A 24,681-nucleotide genomic window follows, 5' to 3' on the forward strand; every position below is an offset into this window, starting at 1 on the left:
CTCGCGCCATATCTCTGGTATGGTGCGAACAGGGCGTTTTTCATACATAGGCCATAAAAGCGCCTTAGCCGGGCAGAAGAGGCTCCAGCCATTCCTTAGCCTGCATGAAGTCCCGCTTAAGGGCTTTTACCGCGGCATCCGCATCCCCCGCCCGGAAGGCCTGGAGCAGTTGCAGGTGTGGGTGGTCGGGGTTGGCAGGGCTTATGGTAGGCAGGCCATTGGCGGCGGCATAAATTGGTCCCATGCGGGTCCATAGCCCCCGGATCAGCCCCACAGTAACCGACAACCTTGAAAAACCAGCCCCGGTGCTATGGAAATACACATTGGTTATGGCCGTTGCATGCGGCTCACCCGCCTCATACGCGGCAATAAATGCCGCGTGCTTTTCTTCAAGCACGGCAATCTGCTCGGGTGTGATATGGGCGGCCAGATCGCGGGTTACGCGCTCTTCCAGCACTTCGCGCACCCCATGAATATCCAGAAAAACAGGGCGGGAAGTCAGCGGGACACACGCCGTATTGCGCTCATCCAGCACCAGTGCCTGCTCGGATACAAGGCGCAGCAGGGCCTCACGCACAGGGGTTGGGCTTAAGCCCAGCGATGCAGCCAGTGGGCGCAGCACCAGCCGCTCCCCACCCTGATACCGGCAATAAATCAACTGGTCACGGATCTGCTGGTAGGCATACGCCGCCAGAGCGCCCCGCCCTTCGGGCCTGCTCTCACCCTGCGCTGGAATGGTGATGGTGTTAAATGTCATTGCGCATGTGCCATTTGCCTGTTCAGAAACTGACTATAGAGACCATTCTGCTGCTCAAGTTGCGCAGGAGAGCCGTCCTCTGCAATTCTGCCATCCTGCATAACAACGATTCTGTCAAAGTTTCGCAGGGTGGACAAGCGGTGCGCCACGGCAATAACCGTGCGCCCCACCATAAGCCGGTCCAGTGCGCGCTGGACGTGCTCCTCGCTTTCCGTATCCAGCGCGCTGGTTGCTTCGTCCAGGATCAGAATAGGGGCATTGCGCAAAAAGGCCCGTGCAATGGCAATACGCTGGCGCTGCCCGCCCGAGAGCTTGACCCCTCGATCCCCCACAATTGTCTCAAACCCTTCGGACAGGGCATCAATAAACGTGGCGCATCCGGCGGCCGCAGCGGCGGCGCGTACCGCCTCGTCGCTCGCATCAGGCCGGCCGTAGCGGATGTTCTCCATCACGCTGCGATGCAGAAGCGAGACATCCTGCGGCACAACAGACAGGCAGGCCCGCAGGGCGTCATCTGTCAGTTCCCGGATATCCTGCCCGTCGATCAGTATGGAACCGGACTGCACAAAGCGCATGCGCTGCAACAGGGCCAGCACCGTACTTTTGCCCGAGCCTGAACGCCCCACCAGCCCCACACGGCTCCCTGCGGCAATGTGCAGGTTAAAATGCGCCAGAACCGGCTCCCCTCCGGGGTAGGCAAAGGTTACATCGCCAAAACGGACATCTCCCCGCACGGGGCTGGGCAGGTCGGCGGCAACCTGCGGGTCGGGCATGTCATGCGGTACCAGCAGGGAGGACAGCACCTCGGACAGGCGCGCATTGTGCTGAATGGTTTCCACCAGTGCCAGAGCCAGATCGCGCGTGCCGTGCAGAATGGCAAAGCCCAGCGTGATCACCATAACCACCTGCCCCACACTGGCCTGTTGCCACTGCCACAGCAGAACGGCCCAGACCAGCAGGCCCGTCGTGAGCACAGCGGTCATGCCCGCATGAATCATACGGAGCTGCTCCATATAGCGCAGGGATTTGAGCCGCTCGCCCATTTCCCGCTCGGTCAGGGCATTAAAGCGCTGGCGCTCGCGGTTGCGCATACCAAAGGCACGGACAAGGGCAATATTGCCCATAACATCCAGTGTCTCGCCCTCCAGCCCGGCGGCGGCCACCGCGTAATGCCCATGCAGCCTGCGCCCCTTGAGCGCTAAACGGAACATGATCAGGCACAAACCGCCAGCCAGCAGAACGGTCGCCCCACCCATGGTCAGGCTGACCGAGAGCATAAGCACCACAGAGAGCAGCACATTCAGGCTGGGCGGGAGCACGTTCCATGCCAGCATATTCTCAATGGTGAAGCTGACATTCCCCGCCGTTGCAATACGCGCGGCAAGGGATGCGGGCATACGATCAGCAAAATAAGCTGGAGAGTGGCCCGTTAAAAACCGGAACAGGTCCTGCCGTATATCCCCCGTAACCGCCACAAATGTCCGGGCGGCAAACCAGCCCGCAATACGCCAGCATATGTTGTCCGCCACGATCAGCCCGATCAGCACCCCCACGGCGGCCCATACGCCCGAAACCGCAGCCGCGCCGGAGTGGCTGGTCATCAGGTCCACCAGATGGCGAATACCGTAGGAGGAGAGCACAATGCAGCTTATGGCCCCTCCTACGGCCCCAAAAACCAGCGCGTGCCCCACAGGCCTTGCGCGCATGTAGCGCAGCAAAAAGCGTACCGGCCGGCCGGCATAGGCGGGCAAGGCCTCATCGGGTACGGTTACATGGGCGGATACGGGGTTGGCCCCGTCGGTCTTGTTGTTTTTGTCGTCCACCAACACGCTCTGGTTTTCTTCCCTGGCAGAATACGCCTGACCCAACAGCCAGACCGGAACAGCACCCATCCTGCCTGCCGCAGTCGGGTATTGCGTCCACATTACGTGTCTTTCCGGCTTATCCCAAACAGGTTTTAACGCATACCAACACGCGGCCTACGCCATGCCCGTTATGATTCCGAACCAACCGGAAGCGCCAGAACCCCTTGTTATAACGATAAACATTGCGTGATGAGCCACGACCCGAGGCAACCATCCTTCACCTGTTTTTCAACTTTTCCACCCCGTTCTGTGGCGCGGGCTATCCGGTACTGGCTCATCTCCAAACAGAATTTTTCCCGGCCCACATATGCTAAAAATTATATAAATCCCTGAAAATATTACACTATTTTAACTGAAATAACGCAGCATCCAGCGGGCCCCACACACAACCGGGGTACACGCCACCCAATGCGCGCATATCAGAACGCCCAAAAACGGGGAGCAACCGCACCGCCTGCGCAGCCTTGCCGCCCATTATCCACATATTGACGACAGCAAGCCTTGGCTTCCACAGAGAACATGAGAATTCAAGGGAGTACACAGTTCATGGCATCGCGAAAAAAGGCACTGTTGGCTACTGTCATGGCTGCATCAGTTGCCGGGGTGCCTTATATGCTCCCCACGCTTGCCTACGCGGATGACTACGCAGACCTGCTGGATGTTCTGCGTGCCAAGGGCAGCCTGACCAGACATGAATATGACACACTTCTGGCCAAGCATGTCCACCATGCCGCCCTTGCGGCTGAACCCCGTGCAGCACGCCCGGCCCATGTAGCTTCCGGCGGCACACGCACGGCCATGGCGCATGCAGCCCGTGGTGCGCAATCGGGCTATGAGCCTGGTATCCGCTTTGATCCCGGCGCGGGTGAAAACGACATATCCCTGCGAGCGGAAGATGCCGCCACCCGGGCAGAAGCCAGCGCGCGCTCCGCACAGGAAGCCGCCAAAGCGCTGGATAGCGGCAATTTTGTACGTGTTGCCAAATATGTGCCGGGCAAGGGGCTGACCTTTAAAGCCGGCCCCATAGACATCAACCTTTCAGGCTTTGTGAACGGTTTTTACACCTATAACAGCCCTGCGGGTGGCCGCCCTGTTGCCGGTGGTGTTTCCTCCGGGTCTTCGGGCTTTGATTCCTCCGCAGTCAGAAACGGGCTGCTGCCTGCCGGGTTTATTCTCAAAATGAACACCGTGCAGCAGGGTATGGATATTTCCGCTGTTCTGGGCATGTATCCGGGGCTGGACAACGCCAAGCCCGCCGCCTTTAACGCCAACTCCGGCGGTAGCCCCGTGGGGCTGGGCACGGCAGGCATCGACCTTCGTCAGGTGTACATGACCTTTGGCAACAAGGACATGGGGACCTTCAAGATCGGTCGTGATCTGGCCCTGTTCGCCAGCGATGCGATCATGAACGATGCAACCCTGCTCAGTGTTGGTTCCACAGGCAGCAATGCCTCCCCTGCCAATACATCGCTGGGCCGTATTGGCGTGGGTTATGTGTACGCGGACTGGATCCCCCAGATCTCCTATACCTCCCCCAAGCTGGGCGGTTTTCAGGGGTCAGTGGGTATTTTCCAGCCGCTGGATGAATTTGGCTACGCCGATGCCACAAACCCCACCACGGCCTCCGCTGCCAGCCAGTATTCGGCCGGGTCCACCCAGCATTCCTCCCCCATGGTGCAGGGCCGCGCCGTGTATGATTTTTCCGTCTCCGATGTGCAGTTCCACATCTGGGCCAGCTTCCTGATCCAGCACATGCAGGGGCTCAGCAGCCTGCAGGCAGATGGCAAAACACCCCTGCTCAGCTCCGACCAGCACCACAGCGCGATGGTGGAAGCGGGGGATATTGGCACCAAGGTCACCTATGGTCCGCTTGAAGGCGTTGCCTACTACTACCGTGGCAGCGGGCTGGGCACGACCGGCCTGTTCTTTGATGGTGTGGATGCCAGTGGCCGCAAACGTGACTCGGAAGGGTATTACGTGCAGGGCGCCTACCATATTACCAAAAAATTCCGTCTGGTTGGCAGCTATGGCGTAAGCAACCTGTATCTGGCTGGTGGGGAAAATACGGCTCTGGAAAGTCAGGCGGGTTCTGCGGGGCTTGTGCGCCGCAACCAGTCTGAGGTCGGGGCCGCCTATTACCAGATGACCGACTGGCTGACCGTGGTTGGCGAATATTCCCACACGTCCTCCTCCGCACATGGGGGCAGCAAGGAGAGCGACAACACCGCATCTGGCGGTGTCATGCTGATGTTCTAGTCCGGTCAAGGGGTTCTGTCGTCTCTATTTTATAGACCGATTACAGCCCGGGCTGTTGCCTCTGACACCACGGAGGTAGATAACCGAGAGCATGACTGTCCGCTCCCTTCTTCTGTGGCTCCAACACCACTTTTTAACGCTGGACCGCTACGTGCTGCGCCAGTTGCTGGTGGCGCTGGCAGCCACTACGGGCGGGCTGGCGGCACTGATCTGGCTTATGCAGTCCCTACATTTTGTGTCGCTGGTTGTGGACAGGGGCCTGTCCCTGCGTGTGTTCATAGAACTGACCAGTCTTTTGCTGCCGTCCTTTGTGGCGGTGGTCATGCCCATTACCACCTTTATTGTCAGCCTGTTTGTTTACCAGCGTCTGGCCAGCGACCGTGAGCTTACGGTCATGCAGGCTGCGGGGCTTTCCCCCTTCTCTCTGGCGCGGCCGGGGCTGATCTGCGCGGCACTTTCCACCCTGATCGTGTTTGTACTCAACGTGTGGATTGTCCCCTCCTCCTACCATGCGTTCCGCCAGTACGAGCTCCAGATCAGGAACAAGATGGCGGCTTTTATGCTGCAGGATGGTGTTTTTACAAAAGTATCGAACACCATGACCGTCTATATCCGCTCGCGCGACCAGAATGGGGTTCTGTGGGGTATTCTGGTGGAAGATGACCGGCAACCCGACAACCATGCCACAATTCTGGCCAGCCACGGCAATATGGTCATGGTCAATGACGTGCCGCGCGTTGTGCTTTATGATGGGTCCCGTCAGGTTCTCGACCGCAAAACCGGCCGGTTGAACATGCTGGTTTTCAAACAGGACACCATGGATTTTTCTACCGCACACCCATCAAGCCAGCATCTGCGTGATTCAGCCGAGATGTCCCTCTCCGAGCTGCTCTCCCCCGACCCCAGTGCCGTTTCGGCGCGGGATACGGGCAAGTTCAAGGTGGAAGGCTGGCGGCGCCTGACCTCCCCGCTAACCTGTTTTTCCTTTGCCATGATCGGCATGTTTGCCATGCTCCGGGGCGCATTCTCGCGCCATGGCAGCGTAACGCGCCCGCTTGTAGCGGTGCTGTGTGTTGTCGGGTTGCTGGCCGTAACCATGCTTTTGCAGAATCTGGCCGGGCGCAACATGCGGCTTATTCCCCTTATTCCGCTCTTTGCCACGCTGCCCGGGCTGGTCTGTGCCTATCTGCTGTTCATGCCGGAAATAAAAGCCAACCGCCGCCAGCCCCAGCAGGCATGAGAGGACGCCCGAACGCATGATCGTTGCCGTCACCCTCTCGCGTTATATTGCGCGGCAGTTCCTGCTGTGCGTGCTGACCATGATTGCGGCCCTGACGGGTATTATCTGCCTGTTTGACCTGATTGACCTGTTCCGCCGGGTTTCCTCCCGCCCTGAAGTTTCCTCCAACATCGTGACGGAAATTGCCGGGCTGCACGTACCTTATTTTGCCATGGAAATTCTGCCGTTTGGCATTCTGCTGGGCGGCATTGTGTGTTTCTGGCGGCTGACGCGCTCATCCGAGCTCATAGTCGCGCGTGCGGCGGGGCTTTCGGTCTGGCAGTTTCTGGCAGCACCTCTGGCCTGCGCCATTCTGCTTGGCATTACGGCCACATGCGTGATCTCCCCCCTTTCCTCCGTCATGTACCGCCGCGCTGCGGATCTGGACCAGCAGTACCTCCGCTCCGACGGAGGGCCTCTCAGCCTTTCTGGCGGTTCACTGTGGCTGCGTCAGGCAGACACACAATACGACCCGCACGGCGTAACCATGCTGCATGCGGGGGACGTGCAGGTAACTCAGGGGCAACTGCATATTCGCGATATCAGCGTGTTTCGGCTCGACCATGAAGACAAGCTGATCATGCGAATCGAATCCCCCAGAGGGGCTTTGAAAAACGCAGGGTGGGAACTTACCGAGGCATCTGTGGTCCGGCCCAACAACATTCTAACGCCTGTTGGCGTCATCGTCCTCCCCACAAGCCTGACCCTTGATCGGGTGCAGGAAAGCTTTGCCTCGCCCGACACGCTTTCCGTCTGGGCGCTGCCGGGTTTTATAACCTTGCTGGATCATTCAGGTTTTTCATCCATACGCCACCGTATTCATTTCCAGTCTCTTCTGGCATTACCTATACTGGCTGGCACCATGGCACTGGTTTCCGCCGGTTTTTCCATGCGTCCGTCACGGCGGGGGGGCGTTGCCAAAATGGTTGGGTCTGGTGTTGCGGCGGGTTTTCTGCTTTTCACCATATCCAAAGTCGCTGAGCAGTTAGGAAAGTCAGGAGCGCTTCCCCCCGTTCTGGCTGCATGGGCACCTACCCTTGCCGGGCTTTGTCTGGCTGTTGCACTACTTCTTCATCTGGAGGATGGCTGATTGATCGTGGCGCTCCGGCCCTTTTGCTGCGCTCTGCTGCGCCGCCGCTCCACCCTGAGTGCTGCAACGGCGCTGGGCAGCGTTGCCGCGTGTCTGGTGATCAGCCAGCCCAAAGCGGCTTTTGCGCAGTTCAAGCCCCGGTCCATGCACGTCAACTCCCAGCAGCGGACATCCCCCAACGACCCGGCCACCTTTCAGGCGGACAAGGTCGATTACAACGATGTGGAACACACCGTAACCTGGACCGGCAACGTGCAGGTATGGCAGGGCGACCGCGTCCTGCGTGCGGACAAGATCGTGTACGACCGGGATTCAGGCCTTATGGCCGCGCGCGGGAATGTGGCCACCATCCAGCCCAATGGCTCGGTCATATACGCCCATTATGCCGAACTGACTGGCGGCATGAAGGACGGGATCATGCTGCATGTGAACTCCACCATGCCAGATAACGCCAAACTGGCCGCTAACGGCATGCGGCGCACAGGCGGCAAGATCAACGATATGAGCCGCGCCGTATACACGGCCTGCGAAATCTGTGAAAAAGACAAGACCCGCCCGCCCTTCTGGCAGTTCCGCGCCTTTAACGCGACGCAGGACCTTGAACACCAGAAAATAGACTTCCGTGATGCCTATCTGGATATTCTGGGCGTGCCAGTCGTCTACCTGCCCTATTTTTCCATGACCGACCCCTCGGCCAAGCGGCGCAGCGGTTTTCTTATGCCCGGGCTTACACCGCATGACCGTTACTTGGGCACCTATGTTACAATTCCCTACTACTGGGTAATCAACCAGCAGTCGGACATGAACATACAGGGGCTGTTTGCCACCAAAACGGGGCCGCAGCTAAGCGGGCTTTACCGCAACCGCCTGAACTTTGGCCAGTTGAGCGTGCGTGCAGGCGTAGCCTACGATACGCACAGAGCCGAGATGTACACCAACAACTTCGGCCATCAGGAAAAAAGCGGCGGCAACCATGGCTTGCAGGGCCATGTGTTCATCAGCGGCAACTTCTCCATCAACAAATACTGGCGCGCGGGTGCGAACATCAACTACACCAGCTCCGCCAACTACATGCGTGACTACCGTGTGCAGGGTTATGGGGCAGATACCCTGAACTCCAACGCCTATCTGGAAGGGTTTGGCACCGGCTCCTACAACCGGCTGGACGGGCAGTACTATGAAGGGCTGAACCAGGGGATCATTCACAACAGGGATCTGCCCCTTGTGCTGCCCCGCTACACCTACAGCTTTACCGGCCAGCCCGACATGCTGGGTGGGCGTCTGAGCGTCAACACAACAGACTTCAATGTAAAGCGCGATAACGGGGTTTCCGACCAGCGTGGCGAGTTGCAGCTGAACTGGAACCGCCCGTTCCACACCAAAATGGGCCAGCAGTTTCTGCTGACCCTGCGGCTGGATTCAATGGTCTATCGCGCCCGCAAACTGTACCAGCAGCCAACCTATTATAATACGTCCCATACCTCCGTAACCGGGCAGGTTCTGCCAACCATAGCCCTTAAAACCAACTGGCCGTTTGTGCGGACTTTTGAGCACGGCCGGGGCACGCAGCTGATCGAGCCGATTGTGCAGGGCATTTACGCCCCCAATACTGGCAACAACGGCAACGACATGATCCCCAACGAAGACAGCATGAGCTACGAGTTTACCGATAGCACGCTGTTTGCCCTCAACCGGTATCAGGGCACGGACAGGCTGGACGGCGGGCTACGCGGCAACGTGGGTGTGCATGCCAACTGGACATGGGACGGGCATATTGTGGACCTGCTGGCGGGCGAAAGTTTTCAGCAGCACATTACACATGACATGATCCCCTACTCCGGGCTGGATCACCATGCGTCGGATGTGGTGGCACGCGCACGCGTTATTCCCAGCCAGTATTTTGACTTCACGGCCCGCATGCGCCTGGACCCGCACAAGACCAAAATCAACTTTGGCGATGCGCTCTTCAGCGCAGGCGTGCCGCACTTCCGCATTCGTGGCGGTTATATTTACGAGCCCGTAACGCCCTACTACTACTTTGCCACCAACTACCGCGCCTATTCCCCCAACCAGCTTTACACGACACAGACCAGCGAACTCAGTGGCGGGGTTTCCGTGGACTGGCAGAACTGGCACGCTTCTGGCTTTTCGCGGCGCAGCCTCTCACGCAAGAACTTCGTCTCTCTCGGCGGGGATCTTGGGTATGATAATGACTGCTTCGCTATCGACTTCATGTATCTGAAGCAATACACCACCATTGGTGGGCAGCAGCGTAACTCGACCTATCTGGTCACGGTAAGCCTTAAAACCCTGGGGGCTTTCGGGCTCAAGTAAGAACCGCTTCAAAAATAGTGCCATCTCCGGTATCACAAACAGATCGTTCTGATATGGCAGAAAGCTGAAAGACCGTTCCGTATGCGTCTGCGCTCCTTAACACTGGCTTGTTGTTCTCTTACCGCGCTGGCTCTTCCGGTCTGTGCGGCGGCTCCCCACGCGGCAGCGGCCACCCACCACCACTCATCCGCCGCCAAATCCGCGCAGGCGCCTGCTGCCGAGGCACAGCCCGAACCGGATGACATGATCGTTGCGGTCGTCAACAGCATTCCCCTCACCAAGAGAGACGTGGACAACCGCGGCAAGCTGTTTGCCCTTTCCACCGGCCTGCCCGTATCCGATGATCTGATGGCCCGCCTGCGCCCGCAGATTATCCGCCAGATGATTGATGAAAAGCTGCGCACGCAGGAAATCCTGAGCCGCCACATCAATATTGCGCCTGAACAGATTGCCGCCGCCATTGGCAATATTGAAAAACGCAATGGCATGCCCGAAGGCACCCTGCGCAACCATCTTGCAAAGGATGGTGTCTCCCTGACCACGCTGATCGACCAGTTGCGCGTCCAGATCGGCTGGATTCAGGTCCTGCGGCAGGAGCTTGGCCCACGCTCGCGCGTCTCCGCTGGTGATATTGCGCAGCGACAGGCCGCGCTCAAGCGTGAAGAAGGCCGGACGGAATACGAAATCAGCGAAATTTTTGTCAAGGTGGACGACCCCCGCCATGCGGAGGAAGAACTCGCCTTTACCAATACGGTTATTGACGAACTGCACAAAGGCGCGCCCTTCCCCATTGTTGCGGCCCAGTTCTCCCAGAGCCAGACAGCGCTTGACGGTGGCTCCATGGGCTGGGTGCAGGAGGATGAGCTGGACCCCAGCGTGGTCGATATTGTCCGCCGGATGCCTGTGGGCATTGGCGCTGTTTCCAACCCCATTACCGTGCCCGGCGGGTTCCTGATTGTCACACTGAACGGCAAGCGGGTTGTGGGCAAGGAAATGGGGCATATGGTTGATGTCCGTCAGGTTTTTGTCGGGTTTGACACACCGCTTGACCCACAGCATGTGACCCCCCAGCAGGAAGCTGCTCTCCAGAAGGCCATGCACATAGCCCAGACCACCCATAGCTGCACGGAAATGGAAGCTGCCAATAAGGGCGAAGGGGAAAAACGTCCCAGCAACCCCGGTGAGCTGCCGCTGGAACGCCTGAACCCGCAAATGCAGTCTGTGCTGGCGGAACTTCCCATTGGTCAGGTTTCGCGCCCCATGGTCTCGCGCGAGGGGATTGATCTGCTGATGGTCTGCTCCAAAACGGAAAAGAACTTTTCCAACCGCTCCCCGAGCGAAATTGCGGACCAGCTGATGAACGAGCGTGTGGAACAGGCTGCCCGCCAGCTGGATAGCGACCTGCACCGCCGCGCCATGATCGACCTGCACGTTAAACTGAAAGGGGCGTAACCCTGCCTCCCGAACTGGAAAGCCTGCGCGACGTTATTCGCCGGCATGAACTGGACGCCCGCAAGGCGCTGGGCCAGCACTTTTTGCTCGACCCCGGCATTACCGACCACATTGCAGCCCTTGCAGGCGCGCTGGACGGGCAACATGTTGTGGAGGTTGGCCCCGGCCCGGGTGGGCTAACACGCTCCCTGCTGGCGGCTGGGGCTACCAGCGTTACCGCAGTGGAACTGGATAGCCGCGCTGTGGCGGTTATTCAGGAGCTGGCCCAGTTCTACCCCGACCGCCTGAGCGTGGTCGAGGCTGATGCCCTGAAACAGGACCTGACAGCCCTCTGCCCTGCCCCCCGGCAGATTATTGCCAACCTGCCCTACAATGTGGCCACTCCCCTGCTTGTGGGCTGGCTACGGCAGGGTACGGCATGGGGGCGGCTGACCCTTATGTTCCAGTTGGAAGTGGCAGAGCGGATCTGTGCCGCACCCGATAGCGAACATTACGGCCGCCTTGCTGTGCTAAGCCAGTGGTGTGCGGATTGCGCTGTGGTGATGAAGCTGCCACCGGGGGCCTTTACGCCTCCCCCGGCGGTCTGGTCCGCTGTGGCCAGCATTACGCCCCACCGCGAGCAGCCTACCCCTGCCCTGTTCAAAGCCATGGAGCGCGTTACTGCTGCGGCTTTTGGCCAAAGGCGTAAAATGCTGCGTGGCTCGCTCAAAAGCCTGAACGGTGCAAAACTGCTGGATGCCGCCAATATAGACGGCACCCGACGGGCCGAAACCCTGAGCATTGCAGAGTTCGACCAGTTGGCCCGCGCCCATCTGGCGCTGGGTTAGTTCGCTCCGGTTTTGGTCCGCTCTGCATCCACCATATAGTCGCGGGTATAAGGCACAGCGCTTATGGAGGGGGAGAGCTGCAACTGGAAGTTCATGTGCCCCTGCACACGGAAAGCCAGCTCGGCTGCAGCCAGATAGAACTCGAACATTCTGGCAAAGCGTTCGTCATACATGGCTACGGCTTCGGGGCGGCGTGCGGCAAAACGCTCGCGCCAGATGGCAATGGTTCTGGCGTAGTGCAGGCGCAGGATTTCACAATCCGTTACCCATAGGCCCGTCTGTTGCACGGCAGAAAAAACCTCGCTCAATGCAGGGGAATAGCCACCGGGGAAGATGTATTTGTTCATCCACGGGTTGGTTGTACCCGGCTCATCACTCCGGCCTATGGAGTGAATCAGCGCTATGCCATCGGGGGTAAGGGCATTGCGGATGGTTTCAAAAAACGCCTTGTAATGCCCGACCCCAACGTGCTCGAACATGCCAACCGAGACAATCCGATCAAACTTGCGCTTGAGGTGGCGGTAATCCAGCAGCTCAAAACGTACCTGCCCGGCAAGCCCAGCATCCTGCGCACGCTGGCGTGCAAAAGCCAGCTGTTCTTCCGAAAGGGTAATCCCCGTAACACGGGCACCGTAATCCTTGGCCAGTGTCAGGGCCATGCCACCCCAGCCACAGCCTATATCCAGCACTTCCAGCCCGGGCCGGTCGAGTTTAAGCTTGGCCGCAATGTGGTGTTTTTTGGCTTCCTGTGCTTCATCCAGCGTTTCTTCCCCGGTGGGGAAGTAGGCGCAGGAATACTGCCAGTCCTTATCCAGAAACAGCGCATACAGGCTGTTCCCCAAGTCATAATGATGGGCCACATTCTGCTTGGAACGCGAGGTGGAATTAAACTGGATCCAGCCGCGCCGCACATAGCGTAATGCTGCGGAAAGCTGCTCTGCAATATGGCCAGAGGGGTTCATGGCATTCAACATAAGCAGGTGCAGCAGGTCGTACAGGGTGCAGTCCAGCGGCTCCAGAAAGCCATCCATATAGGCTTCACCAAAGGCCAGACCGGGGTTGAGCACAAGGGATTTAACGGCAGCGGCATTCTTTAAATGCACGCCAACCTGCGGGCCGGGTTTTGCACCCTGGTAAACAGTGGTGGTCGCGTCTGGCCATAACACGCGCAGGGAGCCAGATTCCACAAAATGCCGCAAGATCGGCCCCAGAACGCGCTTCATGTCCACGTTTCCCTATGCTTAAAAATAATTAAGCAAATACATAGAACGAAACGGACAAACCGACAAAAAAAAAGGACCGGCCTAAGCCGATCCTCTTTTCACACTCTCGCAAAAGCGAAAAATCAGGCCGTTGCGTCCTGAGCTTCAACTTCTTCAGCGTCAGCAACGATTTCACCTTCAACAAAGGCTTCGTCACCGGCCAGAGTGGCTTCTTCTTCCACGGAGGTCGCTTCGCCACGTGCCTGACGTTCAGCTTCTTCCTGCGAACGGGCAACGTTAACGATAACAGACACGACAACTTCCGGGTGCAGAGCAACCTTGACCTCATAAAGCCCGAGGGACTTGATGGGGTGAGCAAGGGAGACCTGCTGACGGGAGATGGTAAAACCAGCTTCCGTTACGGACTGTGCCACGTCGCGGGTGCTCACGGAGCCATACAGGCTGCCGCTGTCACCAGCCTGACGGATCAGAACAACCGCCAGACCTTCCATCCGTTCGGACAGACGTTCTGCTTCTTCGCGGTTTTTGATGTTCTGTGCTTCAAGCTGTGCACGTTCACGGTCAAAACGGGCGCGGTTGGCTTCGTTCGCACGAATAGCCATGCCCTGCGGCAGCAGGTAGTTACGGGCATAACCCGGACGAACCTTTACCGCATCACCCATCTGACCCAGATGCGCTACGCGCTGGAGCAGGATTACTTCTGTAGCAGCCATGGTTGTTCCCCTCAGCTCACAACGTAAGGAAGCAGAGCCAGGAAGCGGGCACGCTTGATAGCCTGTGCCAGCTCACGCTGCTTTTTTGCGGAAACCGCCGTAATACGGCTCGGCACGATCTTTCCACGTTCGGAAAGGAAGCGGCTGAGCAGACGCACGTCCTTGTAGTCGATCTTCGGCGCGTTGGGGCCGGAGAACGGGCAGGACTTGCGACGACGGTAGAACGGACGGCGAGCGCCAACAGCCGGACGACGGGCGGCGGGGTTGATTTCTGTTGTTTCAGACATCTGAATTACTCCGCTGCGTTTTCAGGCTGGTCAGCAACCCGGTCGTCGCCACCGCGACGGCCACCACGGCCGCTTTCAAAACGACCACCGGCCGGCTTGGCGCCGCCACGGAAGCTGCCGCGTTCGCCACGATCTTCACCCTTGCGGGACAGAACGGGGGACGGTGCTTCGTCAATTTCTTCCACCCGCAGCGTCAGCAGACGCAGGATGTCTTCATTGAGGGACAGCTGGCGTTCAATTTCCTTGAGCAGCTCGGAGCGCACTTCCAGACCCAGAAGAGCGTAATGGCCCTTACGGTTCTTTTTGATGCGGTATGCAAGGCTGCGCAGGCCCCAGTATTCACGCTTGCGAACGGCACCGCCGTCTGCTTCGATCTGAGCGGCAATGCCGTCCAGAATAGCGTCTACCTGCTGCTGAGAAATGTCATTACGTGCAATAAGCACGCTTTCGTAAAGTGGCATGTTTGCTCCCTTCGGATACAATCAACCCATCCACGCCGAACCCTTTCGGCAGCGGAGCCTCTGAACTGGCCAGAAAGCGAGGGTATAGCCGGACCAATGCCTGAGCCCGGCAGGGAAAGGGAGTGTCAACCACACCCAGCCCGAAAATGCAAGATATTTAGCAGCGCAGATGAGCAGGAATATCCAGCCCAAGGCGGTCTGGCACGTCCCATTCCTCATCCACACGGCGGATCACCTCAAACCCCATCTGCCGGTAAAGCGGCAGGGCGCGGGGGTGGTCTGCCGTGCAGGTATTGACCCGCACGCTCTGCGGGCCATAAGCCCATGCACGGCGCAGCACTCCATCCAGAAAAGCCCGGCCAACACCAAGCCCTATGGCGTCGGGCAGCAGCCCGAAATAGGCCAGATTGATGTTTTGCGGGTCACCCAGATTAAGCTCATAAAAGCCGCGAATATGCTCATGCTCACGCAGCAGGCCTACTTTTATGGGAGCTGTCGCCAGCAGATGGGCCAAGGCCTTGTCTGACAGAACCTGCCGCATCCACCAGCAGCAGTTGCGCCCGACACCAAAATGCAGGGTCCGGTACTGGCTGACAGACAGGTGTACATCATCATCAAGCACCCAGCCCGGCGGCAAGGCCAGAGCAGGCGTTGCCGGGGGCCGGTCCATACGCATGAAGGTGACCTGCACCTGCATGCGTGTGACCGGTTCCAACAAGCCTAGATCAGTTATCATCCAGGAAGGAACGCAGCTTGCGGCTCCGGCTGGGGTGTTTGAGCTTGCGCAGCGCCTTGGCTTCAATCTGGCGAATACGCTCACGTGTAACGTTGAACTGCTGACCGACCTCTTCAAGCGTATGGTCGGTGTTCATGCCAATACCAAAGCGCATGCGCAGCACGCGTTCCTCACGCGGGGTGAGGGAGGCCAGAACGCGGGTTGTTGCCTCGCGCAGGTTGGTCTGGATAGCCGCATCAAGCGGAATAACAGCCGACTTATCTTCGATGAAGTCCCCAAGATGGCTGTCTTCCTCATCCCCGATCGGGGTTTCGAGGGAGATTGGCTCCTTGGCGATCTTGAGCACCTTGCGCACTTTTTCCAGCGGCATGCCCAGCTTTTCGGCTAGTTCTTCGGGGGCTGGTTCGCGCCCGATTTCATGCAGCATCTGGCGCGAGGTGCGCACCAGCTTGTTGATGGTCTCGATCATGTGCACAGGAATACGGATTGTCCGTGCCTGATCCGCAATAGAGCGGGTAATCGCCTGCCTGATCCACCACGTAGCGTAGGTGGAGAACTTGTAGCCACGGCGGTATTCAAATTTGTCCACCGCCTTCATCAGGCCGATATTGCCTTCCTGAATCAGGTCAAGGAACTGAAGACCACGGTTGGTGTATTTTTTGGCAATGGAAATAACCAGCCGCAGGTTGGCTTCGATCATTTCCTTTTTGGCACGGGCGGAATCACGCTCACCACGGGCGACCGTTGCATACACGCGCCGGAACTCACCAATTGGCAGACCGGTTTCCTGCGCCAGACCAGCAACGTTGTTCCGCAGGTCAATAACCGTTGCCGCGTGCTTGGCCACAAAGTTTTTCCATGAGCGGCCCGGCAGGGCGGAAGCCATATCCATCCAGCCCGGATCCAGCTCGCGGCCACGGTATTTCAGCAAGAAATCATCGCGGGAGACACGGCAGCTTTCAGCCAGACGCAGCATGCGCCCTTCCAGCACGTTCAGGCGCTGGAACATCTGCTTGAGCTGGGCCACCAGATCTTCAATCCGGTTGTTGTGCAGGTGAACCTGCTCAACCTTGCTCACAAGCTGGTCGCGCAATGCGATGTAGTTGTCCTCGAACGCGCCATCCACATCCTCACCGGATGTCAGGGCTTCAATCCGGTGCACCTGCAATTTGCGCAGGGCCTCGTACAGGGGTTCGATTTCAGCAAAATGGGCCAGAATCTCTGGCTTGAGTTTTTCTTCCAGCGCGGAAAGTGACAGGCCGCTGCCTTCACCTTCAATATCGCCTTCGGATTCGCTGTCGGACTCTTCAGCCTCTTCGGTTTCGGACTCGGATTCGGCAAAGGCTCCGCCTTCGGCACCCTCAGCCCCTTCCTCCATCGGCCCGCCGCTCTGCATGGCTTCAAGATCCACAATGTCACGCAGCAGCATTTCATTGTTCAGAATTTTCTCGTGCCAAGAGATAATGGCGCGGAAGGTCAGCGGGCTTTCGCACAGGCCGCCGATCATTTCATCACGGCCTGCTTCGATCCGCTTTGCGATGGCGATTTCGCCTTCGCGGGAGAGCAGTTCAACCGTGCCCATTTCACGCAGGTACATCCGGACGGGGTCATCCGTGCGGCCTGCGCTTTCGTTCACATTCCCGGCCGCCGGGCCTTCTGCATCGGCCTCGGCTTCGGGCTCTTCCTCATCCGATTCTTCATCGTCTTCGGCAGGCTTCTGGGCTTCGCCTTCTTCGCTCTCTTCGCTTTCGACCACCTGAATGCCCATTTCGGACAGGACGGCCATAATGTCCTCGATCTGTTCGGAGGACATTTTATCCTGCGGCAGAACGGCATTCAGCTCATCAAACGTGATGCATCCCCGCTCGCGCCCTTTTGCGATCAGCTTTTTGACCGCGGATGACTGAGTATCCAACAGGCTGGAATCACCATCCTGTTCCTGCGCTGCGTTCGTTGATGCCGTTTTTGTCGCCATGCCAGACCTGCTCCTCCCCCCATCTGTATCCCGGACAGGATACAGAACGACCAGTTTACCACACTACACTGTTCACGTTATTCGGGGCGGGCAGGACGTGGGATATACTGAGCGCGAAGTCAAGAGGAACACCCTCAGGAACATTCAGCCGCCACTCAGATATCTGCCTCATCCAGTCCACCACGACGCAGGCGCTCCATGGCCTCCAGCCGCGCCTGTAATCTCTGCCATTGGCTGGTATCTCCCGTTTTTTCCAAACAAAAACGGGCCGCGTCGTCCATAACCTCGCGTATGAAATGGTCACGGTACAACAAGCCGTAAAAATGCCACCATCGTGTTCTAGCAGCAACAATCTCTACGTCGCCATGGCTCAGGCCTGCGCCATCAACACGCATGAGCGGCGCCAGAGTTGCCTCCTGCCCGTGTGCCTTCAGCCATGCCCGCAGGTCATCCTCCGTTTGGGGCAGACAACCATCGGCCGACAGATCCAGCAGCACACCACGCAATGGCGCAAAATCCACTGGTAAGTCAAGGCGGCACAGGGCTTCTTCCATTTCTGCCACCAGTTGGGGGTGCTCCACCAGCAGGAGCAGCATCAGGCGTTGCAGCTCCTGCGTCTGGTCCAGATTGACCGTGTGCGAATCCTGCACGGCACCGGGGCTGGCAAAAGCAGACTTCCCTCCCCCGGACTTTGCCTTCCCCCGCCCCTGCTGGCGGAAAGTGGCAAAAAACCGGTCCAGCAATGTCGCGCGGTATTCTGATGCCAGAGCCTTGTCCGGAATAAGGGCGGCAACATCGGTCAGCCTGCGCCGCAGGGCGGCACGTTCCTCCGGCCCCGGATTGGTAACCCCGGCGGCCAGCAGGTCAAACAGCACGCTGGACAAGGGGGAAGCCCCGGCAAAAAACTCCGCCACAAAGGCGGCGCCCCGCTGGCGGACCAGACTATCGGGGTCCTCCCCATCAGGCAGCAGGCAGATGCGCAGCGTGTGCTCGGGGGCAAGCAGGGGCAAGCCGGTTTCCGCCGCCTTTACGGCAGCCCGCCTGCCTGCGCCATCACCATCAAAACACAATATGGGTGCCCGATCGACCTGCCACAGCACTTCCATCTGCTCAGGTGTCAGGGCGGTGCCCAAGGGGGCCACAGCCCCTGTAAAGCCCGCCTGATGCAGGGCTATGACATCCATATACCCTTCCACTACAATCAGGTCCGGGGCCACCACACCTTTGGGCCTTGGCGCCCGCACGGCCGCACGGGCGCGGTCCAGCCCGAACAGCAGCCTGCGCTTGGAAAAAAGCGGTGTTTCCGGCCCGTTCAGGTATTTGGGCTGCCCATCCCCCAGAATACGCCCCCCGAAGGAGACAAGCCGCCCCTTGCGGTCGCGGATGGGGAATGTCACACGCCCCCAGAACAGCTCGCCCTTTGGCCTGCCACCCTCATCCACTCGCATCAGCCCGGCCTGCGCCATCTGCTCGGGGGTTATGCCCTGTGGGGCAAGTGCCTCCACCAGATGCCCACGCCCCGCACTGGCCCAGCCCAGCCCAAAAGCCGTTATGGTCTCACGCGTCAGGCCACGGCCGAGCAGGTAGTCCAGCCCTGCACGCCCTTCGGGCTTGTACAGGGCGGCGGACCACACGGCCTGAGCAGCCTCCAGAACATCTTCCAGCGAGCGGACATGGGCCACCTCCTCACGCGTGGCGCGGGTGTCCCTTGGCACTTCCATCCCTGCGGCGGTGGACAGTTCCTCCACCGCTTCGGGGAAGTTTTTGCCCTCCATCTGCATGACAAAGGAGATGACATCCCCATGCACACCACAGCCGAAGCAATGGAAGTGGTCATCATACACATAGAACGACGGCGTTTTTTCCCCATGGAAGGGGCAGCATCCTTTCCAGTTCCGCCCCGAACGCGCGAGTTTGACCCTCCGCCCGATAACAGACGTTATGGGCGTGCGGGCGCGCAGTTCATCCAGAAAGTTGGAATCAATGGCCATGGGGTGCGTATGTTACTCCGTGCCTTAGCCCAGCAGGGCCTTTACGGCGGCACTTGCGCGGCTCATATCCAGCGCAGCGCCAAACTTGCCTTTTAACACACCCATGACCTTGCCCATATCCTTCATGGACGCGGCACCGGTAGAAGCCACAGCCTCGGCCACGGCGGCATTCAGCGTTGCTTCATCCAGTTCAGGCGGCAGGTAGCCACGGATTACGGCAATTTCAGCCTCTTCCTTGTCTGCCAGTTCGGGGCGCCCGGCTTCGCGGTACAGGGTAGCGGATTCCGTGCGGGACTTGATCATGCCGCGCAGGGCGGAAATGCCTTCTTCCTCGCTCAGCCCTTCATTCCCCTTTGCACGGCCAGCGATTTCCACATCCTTGAGCTTGGCCGTAACCATGCGAATGGTTGCAACGCGTGCGCTTTCGCCAGCCTTCATTGCGGTTTTCAGGTCTGCCATCAGGCTTTCACGAAGGGTCATGCTTCTTCTACGCTCCATATGTGTTTACAATCGCCCCGCACCATACCACCCGGCACGGGAAAAAGCTTTACGGGAAAAAACTTCCCAGCATCCCGCGCGTTCGCTTTCTTCGGGTGGGAAATTTCTTCCCACCTCGCTGACATGCTGCTAGAAGAGCGCTCCGGGAGGAACCATTTTGCACATGCCCATGTCAATCGACTCCATTATAGCCCGCATTGGCGGCGCAGATGCCACAGCGCGGCTGACCGGCGTTGGCACCGAGGCCATTCGCAAATGGCGGCAGGCGCAGGCCATTCCCTCCCGCCATTGGCCAGCCATTGCGCAGGCCACGGGTCTTTCCCTTCAGGACCTCCAGCCCACACCCGCAGTTACAGACAGACCCTCCCCCCTTGCGGGAGGCAGCCAGACAGGATCATCCATGCCTCAAGCCCGCCCGGATGGCGCGACCGCCGCTCTTGTTCTCGCAGATGGCAGCGTATTGTGGGGGAAAGGCTTTGGCGCCTTCACACCCAAGCCCGCCATTGGGGAAATCTGCTTTTCCACCAGCATGACCGGGTATCAGGAAACCCTGACCGATCCCTCTTTTGCCGGGCAGATCATTACCTTTACCTTCCCGCATATCGGCAATGTTGGCACGAACGCGCTGGATGATGAGGCCGTACGCCCCGCAGCCCTTGGGCTTGTGGTCAAGGAAGACCCGACCGAGCAGGCCAACTGGCGCGCAACCAGCAGTCTGGATGCGTGGCTCAAGCAGCACGGCACCTCCGGCATTGCCGGCGTGGACACCCGCAGCCTGACCCTGAAAATCCGTGACGGCGGTGCACAGACCGCAGCCCTTGTCTTCCCTGCCGATGGCAAGTTCGATCTGGACGCCATTGCCGCAGAAGTTGCCGCATGGCCGGGGCTGGAAGGCATGGACCTTGCCAAGGAAGTCACCTGTGCAGCGCCCTATGACTGGTCCGAAGGTGTGTGGTCATGGCCAGACAACACCGCAGCCCCCACCGGCAAGCGCCGCAAGGTTGTTGCGGTGGACTACGGGGCAAAACGCAACATTCTGCGCTGCCTTGTCAGTGCTGGCTGTGATGTGACCGTAGTCCCCGCCACCACCACGGGTGAGCAGATCCTCGCCCTCAAGCCCGAAGGTGTGTTCCTGTCCAACGGTCCGGGGGACCCAGCAGCCACGGCCACCTACGCCGTTCCTGCCATCCGCACCGTGCTGGAAGCGGGCATACCGCTGTTTGGCATCTGCCTTGGGCACCAGCTTCTGGCGCAGGCTCTTGGGGCCAAGACCTACAAGATGGAACGCGGCCACCGGGGCGCCAACCAGCCCGTGCAGGACCTTGCAACCGGCAAGGTGGAAATTACCAGCCAGAACCACGGCTTTGCCGTAGATGCCAAAACCCTGCCCGACGATGCGCATGTGACCCATGTCAGCCTGTTTGACGGCTCGAACGAAGGGCTGGCATCCGACAAATACGCGGCTTTTTCCGTCCAGTATCACCCCGAGGCAAGCCCCGGCCCGTCAGACAGCTTTTATCTGTTTGAACGGTTTGTCACCCTGATCGACACCAACGGCGTCAAGCACTAACAGGACCGAACGCATCATGCCCAAACGGACAGACATCCGCTCCATCCTCATCATCGGCGCCGGTCCCATTGTTATCGGTCAGGCGTGCGAATTCGACTATTCCGGCGCACAGGCCTGCAAGGCCCTGCGGGAAGAAGGGTACCGGGTTATTCTGGTCAACTCCAACCCCGCCACCATCATGACCGACCCCGGCCTTGCGGATGCCACCTATGTGGAGCCCATTACGCCAGAAGTGGTCGAGCGCATTATCCTCAAGGAAAAGCCAGACGCAGTCCTGCCCACCATGGGCGGGCAGACGGCCCTGAACACGGCCATGGCGCTGCATGCCTCGGGCTTCCTGGAAAAGCACAATGTTGAGCTGATCGGCGCCAAGGCCGACGTGATCGACCGCGCAGAAGACCGCCAGAAGTTCCGCGAGGCCATGGATGCCATTGGCATTGAAAGCCCGCGCAGCTTTATTGCCCATACGCTGGCCGAAGCGCACGAAGCGCTCAAGCAGATTGGCTTCCCCACCATTATCCGCCCCTCCTTTACCATGGGTGGCTCGGGCGGTGGCATTGCCTATAACCGGGAGGAGTTCGAGCGGATCATCCTCTCAGGGCTGGATGCATCCCCCACCACGGAAGTACTGGTTGAAGAGTCCGTTCTGGGCTGGAAAGAGTACGAAATGGAAGTTGTGCGCGACACCGCGGACAACTGCATTATCATCTGCTCGATCGAAAACATCGACCCCATGGGCATCCACACGGGTGACTCCATTACCGTAGCCCCCGCCCTTACGCTGACCGACAAGGAATACCAGCGTATGCGCGATGCCTCCCTGGCCTGCCTGCGCGCCATTGGGGTGGAAACGGGCGGCTCCAACGTGCAGTTTGGCGTAAACCCCGCCGACGGCCGTATGGTGGTGATCGAGATGAACCCCCGTGTCTCGCGCTCCTCGGCCCTTGCTTCCAAGGCTACGGGGTTCCCCATTGCCAAGGTCGCAGCCAAGCTGGCTGTGGGTTACACGCTTGATGAACTGAAAAACGACATCACGCGCACAACCCCGGCCTCCTTCGAGCCGACCATTGACTACGTTGTGGTCAAGATCCCGCGCTTTACGTTTGAAAAATTCCCCGGCGCACCGGCCCTGCTCTCCACCTCCATGAAGTCGGTTGGGGAAGCCATGGCCATTGGCCGCTCCTTCCCCGAAGCGCTCCAGAAGGGCCTGCGCTCGATGGAAACCGGGCTGCATGGGCTGGACCCCGTGGAAGCCCCCGGCGATGGTGGGGAAGATGCCTTCCGTGCAGCGCTCTCCCAGCCGCGGCCGGAGCGTATTCTCATGGCAGCTCAAGCGCTGCGGGCTGGCCTGTCGGTTGAAGCCATTCACGAAGCCTGCAAGTTTGAACCGTGGTTCCTGCGTGAGATGGAAAAAATCATCCATGCAGAGCGGGAAGTCGAACACCACGGCCTGCCCAAGGATGCGCAGAGCCTGCGCCGCCTGAAAGCCCTTGGCTTTTCCGATGTGCAGCTCTCCCGCCTGTCGGGCACGCAGCCTGAAGAAGTGGACCAGCTCCGCACAAAAGCGGGTGTTACCCCCGTTTACCGCCGGATTGATACCTGCGCGGGTGAGTTCGCCTCGGCAACGCCGTACATGTATTCCAGCTACGAAGGGCATTTTGCCCCCCCGACCTGTGAATCCAACCCGACGGACCGCGAAAAGATCATTATTCTCGGCGGTGGCCCCAACCGTATCGGTCAGGGTATTGAGTTCGACTACTGCTGTGTGCATGCCGCCTACGCCCTGCGTGAGGCCGGGTATGAGACCATTATGGTCAACTGCAACCCCGAGACGGTCTCCACCGATTACGACACCTCCGACCGCCTGTATTTTGAACCCCTGACCGCCGAGGACGTAATTGCCCTGATCCGTTGCGAACAGCGTAACGGCACGGTCAAGGGCTGCATTGTGCAGTATGGTGGTCAGACCCCGCTCAAGCTCTCCCGTGCACTGGAAGCCGCTGGCATTCCGCTGCTGGGCACACCGGCAGATGCCATTGACCGTGCGGAAGACCGTGAACGCTTCCAGGCCATGCTGCACAAGCTTGGCCTGCGCCAGCCCGAAAACGGCATTGCCCGCAGCCCAGAAGAAGCCGAAAGCGTAGCCGAGCGCGTAGGCTACCCCGTGGTTGTCCGCCCATCCTACGTGCTGGGCGGCCGGGCGATGGAAATCGTGTATGACCGCGCCTCCCTCCAGCGTTACATGCGTGACGTGCTGCGGGTTGCCGGGCATGAGATTTCCTCCGGCCCGATCCTGCTCGACCGCTACCTGAACGAAGCGATTGAAGCAGACGTGGACTGCATTGCCGATGGCACGGATGTGTACGTCGCCGGCGTTATGGAACACATTGAAGAAGCGGGTATTCACTCGGGTGACAGTGCCTGCGCCCTGCCGCCCTATACCCTCTCCCCCGCCATTGTGACCGAGCTCAAGGCCCAGACCGAAGCCATGGCCCGCGAGCTTGGCATTGTGGGGCTGATGAACGTCCAGTACGCCATCAAGGATCAGGAGATCTTTGTGCTCGAGGTCAATCCTCGCGCATCGCGCACTGTGCCGTTTGTAGCCAAGGCAACGGGTGTGCCGGTCGCCAAGATTGGCGCACGGGTTATGGCAGGCAGCAAGCTGAACACCTTTAATCTGGACGACCGCGCCGTGGTGCCGCATGTGGCCGTCAAGGAAGCGGTGTTCCCCTTCAACCGCTTTGCGGAAGTGGACACCATCCTTGGGCCGGAAATGCGCTCCACGGGTGAAGTCATGGGGCTGGATACTTCGTTCGAGCGGGCTTTTGCCAAGTCCCAGCTTGGGGCTGGCGTGCGCCTGCCCATGAGCGGCACGGTGTTCCTGTCCGTGCGGGAAAGCGACAAGCCCCAGCTGCCGCCACTTGGCCGCCTGCTGGCTTCCATGGGCTTCAAGATCGTGGCCACACGGGGCACGGCACGCAAGCTGCGTGAATCCGGAATCGAGGTCAGCGTGGTCAACAAGGTGCTTGAAGGCCGCCCGCACTGCGTGGATGCCATTCGCTCCGGTGAGGTGCAGATGGTCATCAACACCGCACAGGGTGCGCAGTCGGTGGCAGACAGCTTTGACATCCGCCGCTCGGCCCTTGTACTGGGCATTCCGCACTACACCACCATGGCGGGCGCGCGTGCGGCAATCCATGCGATTGCGGCAATGCGTGAAGGACCGCTTGATGTTGCGCCACTTCAGTCATACTTTAGCGGTTCGTTCTGAGCGCACGGGGTAGCCTTTAGGGCTGCCCCATCCGTTCCATGCCGGGCCAAACCCCACGAGTGTGAGGCGTCACCCGACGCGATTATTGTGTAACTA

Annotated in this window: 18 protein-coding genes; 8 read left to right on the plus strand and 10 right to left on the minus strand. The window is 59.3% G+C overall.

Translation table 11 applies throughout. The annotated features are described in order from the left end of the window. Positions 1 to 64: 64 nt before the first annotated feature. Both ACSYTG_RS08075 and ACSYTG_RS08080 read right to left on the minus strand, forming a co-directional pair. Entirely contained in the window at positions 65 to 757 is a 693-nt protein-coding gene (locus ACSYTG_RS08075) for a GntR family transcriptional regulator (protein ID WP_086647180.1), read from the minus strand. Then, a complete protein-coding gene (locus ACSYTG_RS08080) occupies positions 754 to 2,682 on the minus strand; it encodes an ABC transporter ATP-binding protein (RefSeq protein WP_489782886.1) in 1,929 nt (642 codons plus the stop codon). Before ACSYTG_RS08080 ends, ACSYTG_RS08075 begins: the two co-directional genes overlap by 4 nt. Positions 2,683 to 3,168: 486 nt before the next feature. Between ACSYTG_RS08080 and ACSYTG_RS08085 the strand changes: the two genes are divergently transcribed. The 6 genes from ACSYTG_RS08085 to rsmA all read left to right on the plus strand — a co-directional run bounded on the left by ACSYTG_RS08085 (position 3,169) and on the right by rsmA (position 11,860). After that, on the plus strand, positions 3,169 to 4,878 hold the full coding sequence (locus ACSYTG_RS08085) for a porin (protein ID WP_489782887.1): 1,710 nt from the start codon (positions 3,169 to 3,171) through the stop codon (positions 4,876 to 4,878). Positions 4,879 to 4,969: 91 nt separating this feature from the next. Continuing rightward, positions 4,970 to 6,118 carry an LPS export ABC transporter permease LptF gene (lptF, locus tag ACSYTG_RS08090; RefSeq protein ID WP_086647177.1) on the plus strand — a complete coding sequence of 383 codons (1,149 nt, stop codon included), beginning with the start codon at positions 4,970 to 4,972 and terminating at the stop codon, positions 6,116 to 6,118. Positions 6,119 to 6,134: 16 nt separating this feature from the next. Then, positions 6,135 to 7,247 carry an LPS export ABC transporter permease LptG gene (gene lptG / locus ACSYTG_RS08095; RefSeq protein ID WP_086647176.1) on the plus strand — a complete coding sequence of 371 codons (1,113 nt, stop codon included), beginning with the start codon at positions 6,135 to 6,137 and terminating at the stop codon, positions 7,245 to 7,247. A gap of 6 nt (positions 7,248 to 7,253) precedes the next feature. Beyond that, positions 7,254 to 9,581, plus strand: a complete 2,328-nt coding sequence (locus tag ACSYTG_RS08100) for an LPS-assembly protein LptD (protein ID WP_086647212.1) — start codon at positions 7,254 to 7,256, stop codon at positions 9,579 to 9,581. Between the two features lie 81 nt (positions 9,582 to 9,662). Then, positions 9,663 to 11,033 (plus strand): peptidylprolyl isomerase, encoded by a 1,371-nt coding sequence (locus ACSYTG_RS08105; RefSeq protein WP_086647175.1) that lies wholly within the window; start codon positions 9,663 to 9,665, stop codon positions 11,031 to 11,033. 2 nt (positions 11,034 to 11,035) lie between these two features. After that, a complete protein-coding gene (gene rsmA / locus ACSYTG_RS08110; protein ID WP_278741856.1) occupies positions 11,036 to 11,860 on the plus strand; it encodes a 16S rRNA (adenine(1518)-N(6)/adenine(1519)-N(6))-dimethyltransferase RsmA in 825 nt (274 codons plus the stop codon). Here the strand turns inward: rsmA and ACSYTG_RS08115 are convergent. The 8 genes from ACSYTG_RS08115 to ACSYTG_RS08150 form a co-directional block, all read right to left on the minus strand. After that, the gene (locus ACSYTG_RS08115; RefSeq protein ID WP_489782888.1) at positions 11,857 to 13,083 is read right to left on the minus strand and encodes a class I SAM-dependent methyltransferase; all 1,227 of its coding nucleotides are present in this window, start codon (positions 13,081 to 13,083) and stop codon (positions 11,857 to 11,859) included. The two genes, rsmA and ACSYTG_RS08115, sit on opposite strands and share 4 nt — an antisense overlap. Positions 13,084 to 13,205: 122 nt before the next feature. Next, positions 13,206 to 13,796, minus strand: coding sequence for a 50S ribosomal protein L9 (gene rplI / locus ACSYTG_RS08120; RefSeq protein ID WP_086647172.1), 591 nt, complete (start codon positions 13,794 to 13,796; stop codon positions 13,206 to 13,208). Positions 13,797 to 13,807: 11 nt separating this feature from the next. Next, complete coding sequence (rpsR, locus tag ACSYTG_RS08125) at positions 13,808 to 14,083, minus strand: 30S ribosomal protein S18 (protein ID WP_025827191.1); 276 nt, start codon at positions 14,081 to 14,083, stop codon at positions 13,808 to 13,810. A gap of 5 nt (positions 14,084 to 14,088) precedes the next feature. Continuing rightward, a complete protein-coding gene (rpsF, locus tag ACSYTG_RS08130) occupies positions 14,089 to 14,544 on the minus strand; it encodes a 30S ribosomal protein S6 (RefSeq protein ID WP_086647171.1) in 456 nt (151 codons plus the stop codon). Between the two features lie 157 nt (positions 14,545 to 14,701). Then, a complete protein-coding gene (locus ACSYTG_RS08135) occupies positions 14,702 to 15,280 on the minus strand; it encodes a GNAT family N-acetyltransferase (RefSeq protein WP_489782889.1) in 579 nt (192 codons plus the stop codon). After that, positions 15,270 to 17,255 (minus strand): RNA polymerase sigma factor RpoD, encoded by a 1,986-nt coding sequence (gene rpoD / locus ACSYTG_RS08140; RefSeq protein WP_095348957.1) that lies wholly within the window; start codon positions 17,253 to 17,255, stop codon positions 15,270 to 15,272. Before rpoD ends, ACSYTG_RS08135 begins: the two co-directional genes overlap by 11 nt. A gap of 155 nt (positions 17,256 to 17,410) precedes the next feature. After that, the gene (gene dnaG, locus ACSYTG_RS08145; protein WP_489782890.1) at positions 17,411 to 19,246 is read right to left on the minus strand and encodes a DNA primase; all 1,836 of its coding nucleotides are present in this window, start codon (positions 19,244 to 19,246) and stop codon (positions 17,411 to 17,413) included. Between the two features lie 24 nt (positions 19,247 to 19,270). After that, positions 19,271 to 19,726 carry a GatB/YqeY domain-containing protein gene (locus ACSYTG_RS08150; protein ID WP_086647167.1) on the minus strand — a complete coding sequence of 152 codons (456 nt, stop codon included), beginning with the start codon at positions 19,724 to 19,726 and terminating at the stop codon, positions 19,271 to 19,273. Between the two features lie 181 nt (positions 19,727 to 19,907). Here ACSYTG_RS08150 and carA point away from each other — a divergent pair, with 181 nt between their 5' ends. Both carA and carB read left to right on the plus strand, forming a co-directional pair. Continuing rightward, positions 19,908 to 21,314 carry a glutamine-hydrolyzing carbamoyl-phosphate synthase small subunit gene (gene carA / locus ACSYTG_RS08155; protein ID WP_489782891.1) on the plus strand — a complete coding sequence of 469 codons (1,407 nt, stop codon included), beginning with the start codon at positions 19,908 to 19,910 and terminating at the stop codon, positions 21,312 to 21,314. A gap of 16 nt (positions 21,315 to 21,330) precedes the next feature. Then, positions 21,331 to 24,585, plus strand: a complete 3,255-nt coding sequence (gene carB / locus ACSYTG_RS08160; protein WP_253527317.1) for a carbamoyl-phosphate synthase large subunit — start codon at positions 21,331 to 21,333, stop codon at positions 24,583 to 24,585. Positions 24,586 to 24,681 lie beyond the last annotated feature (96 nt).

Source organism: Acetobacter sp. ESL1128, assembly GCF_058505085.1.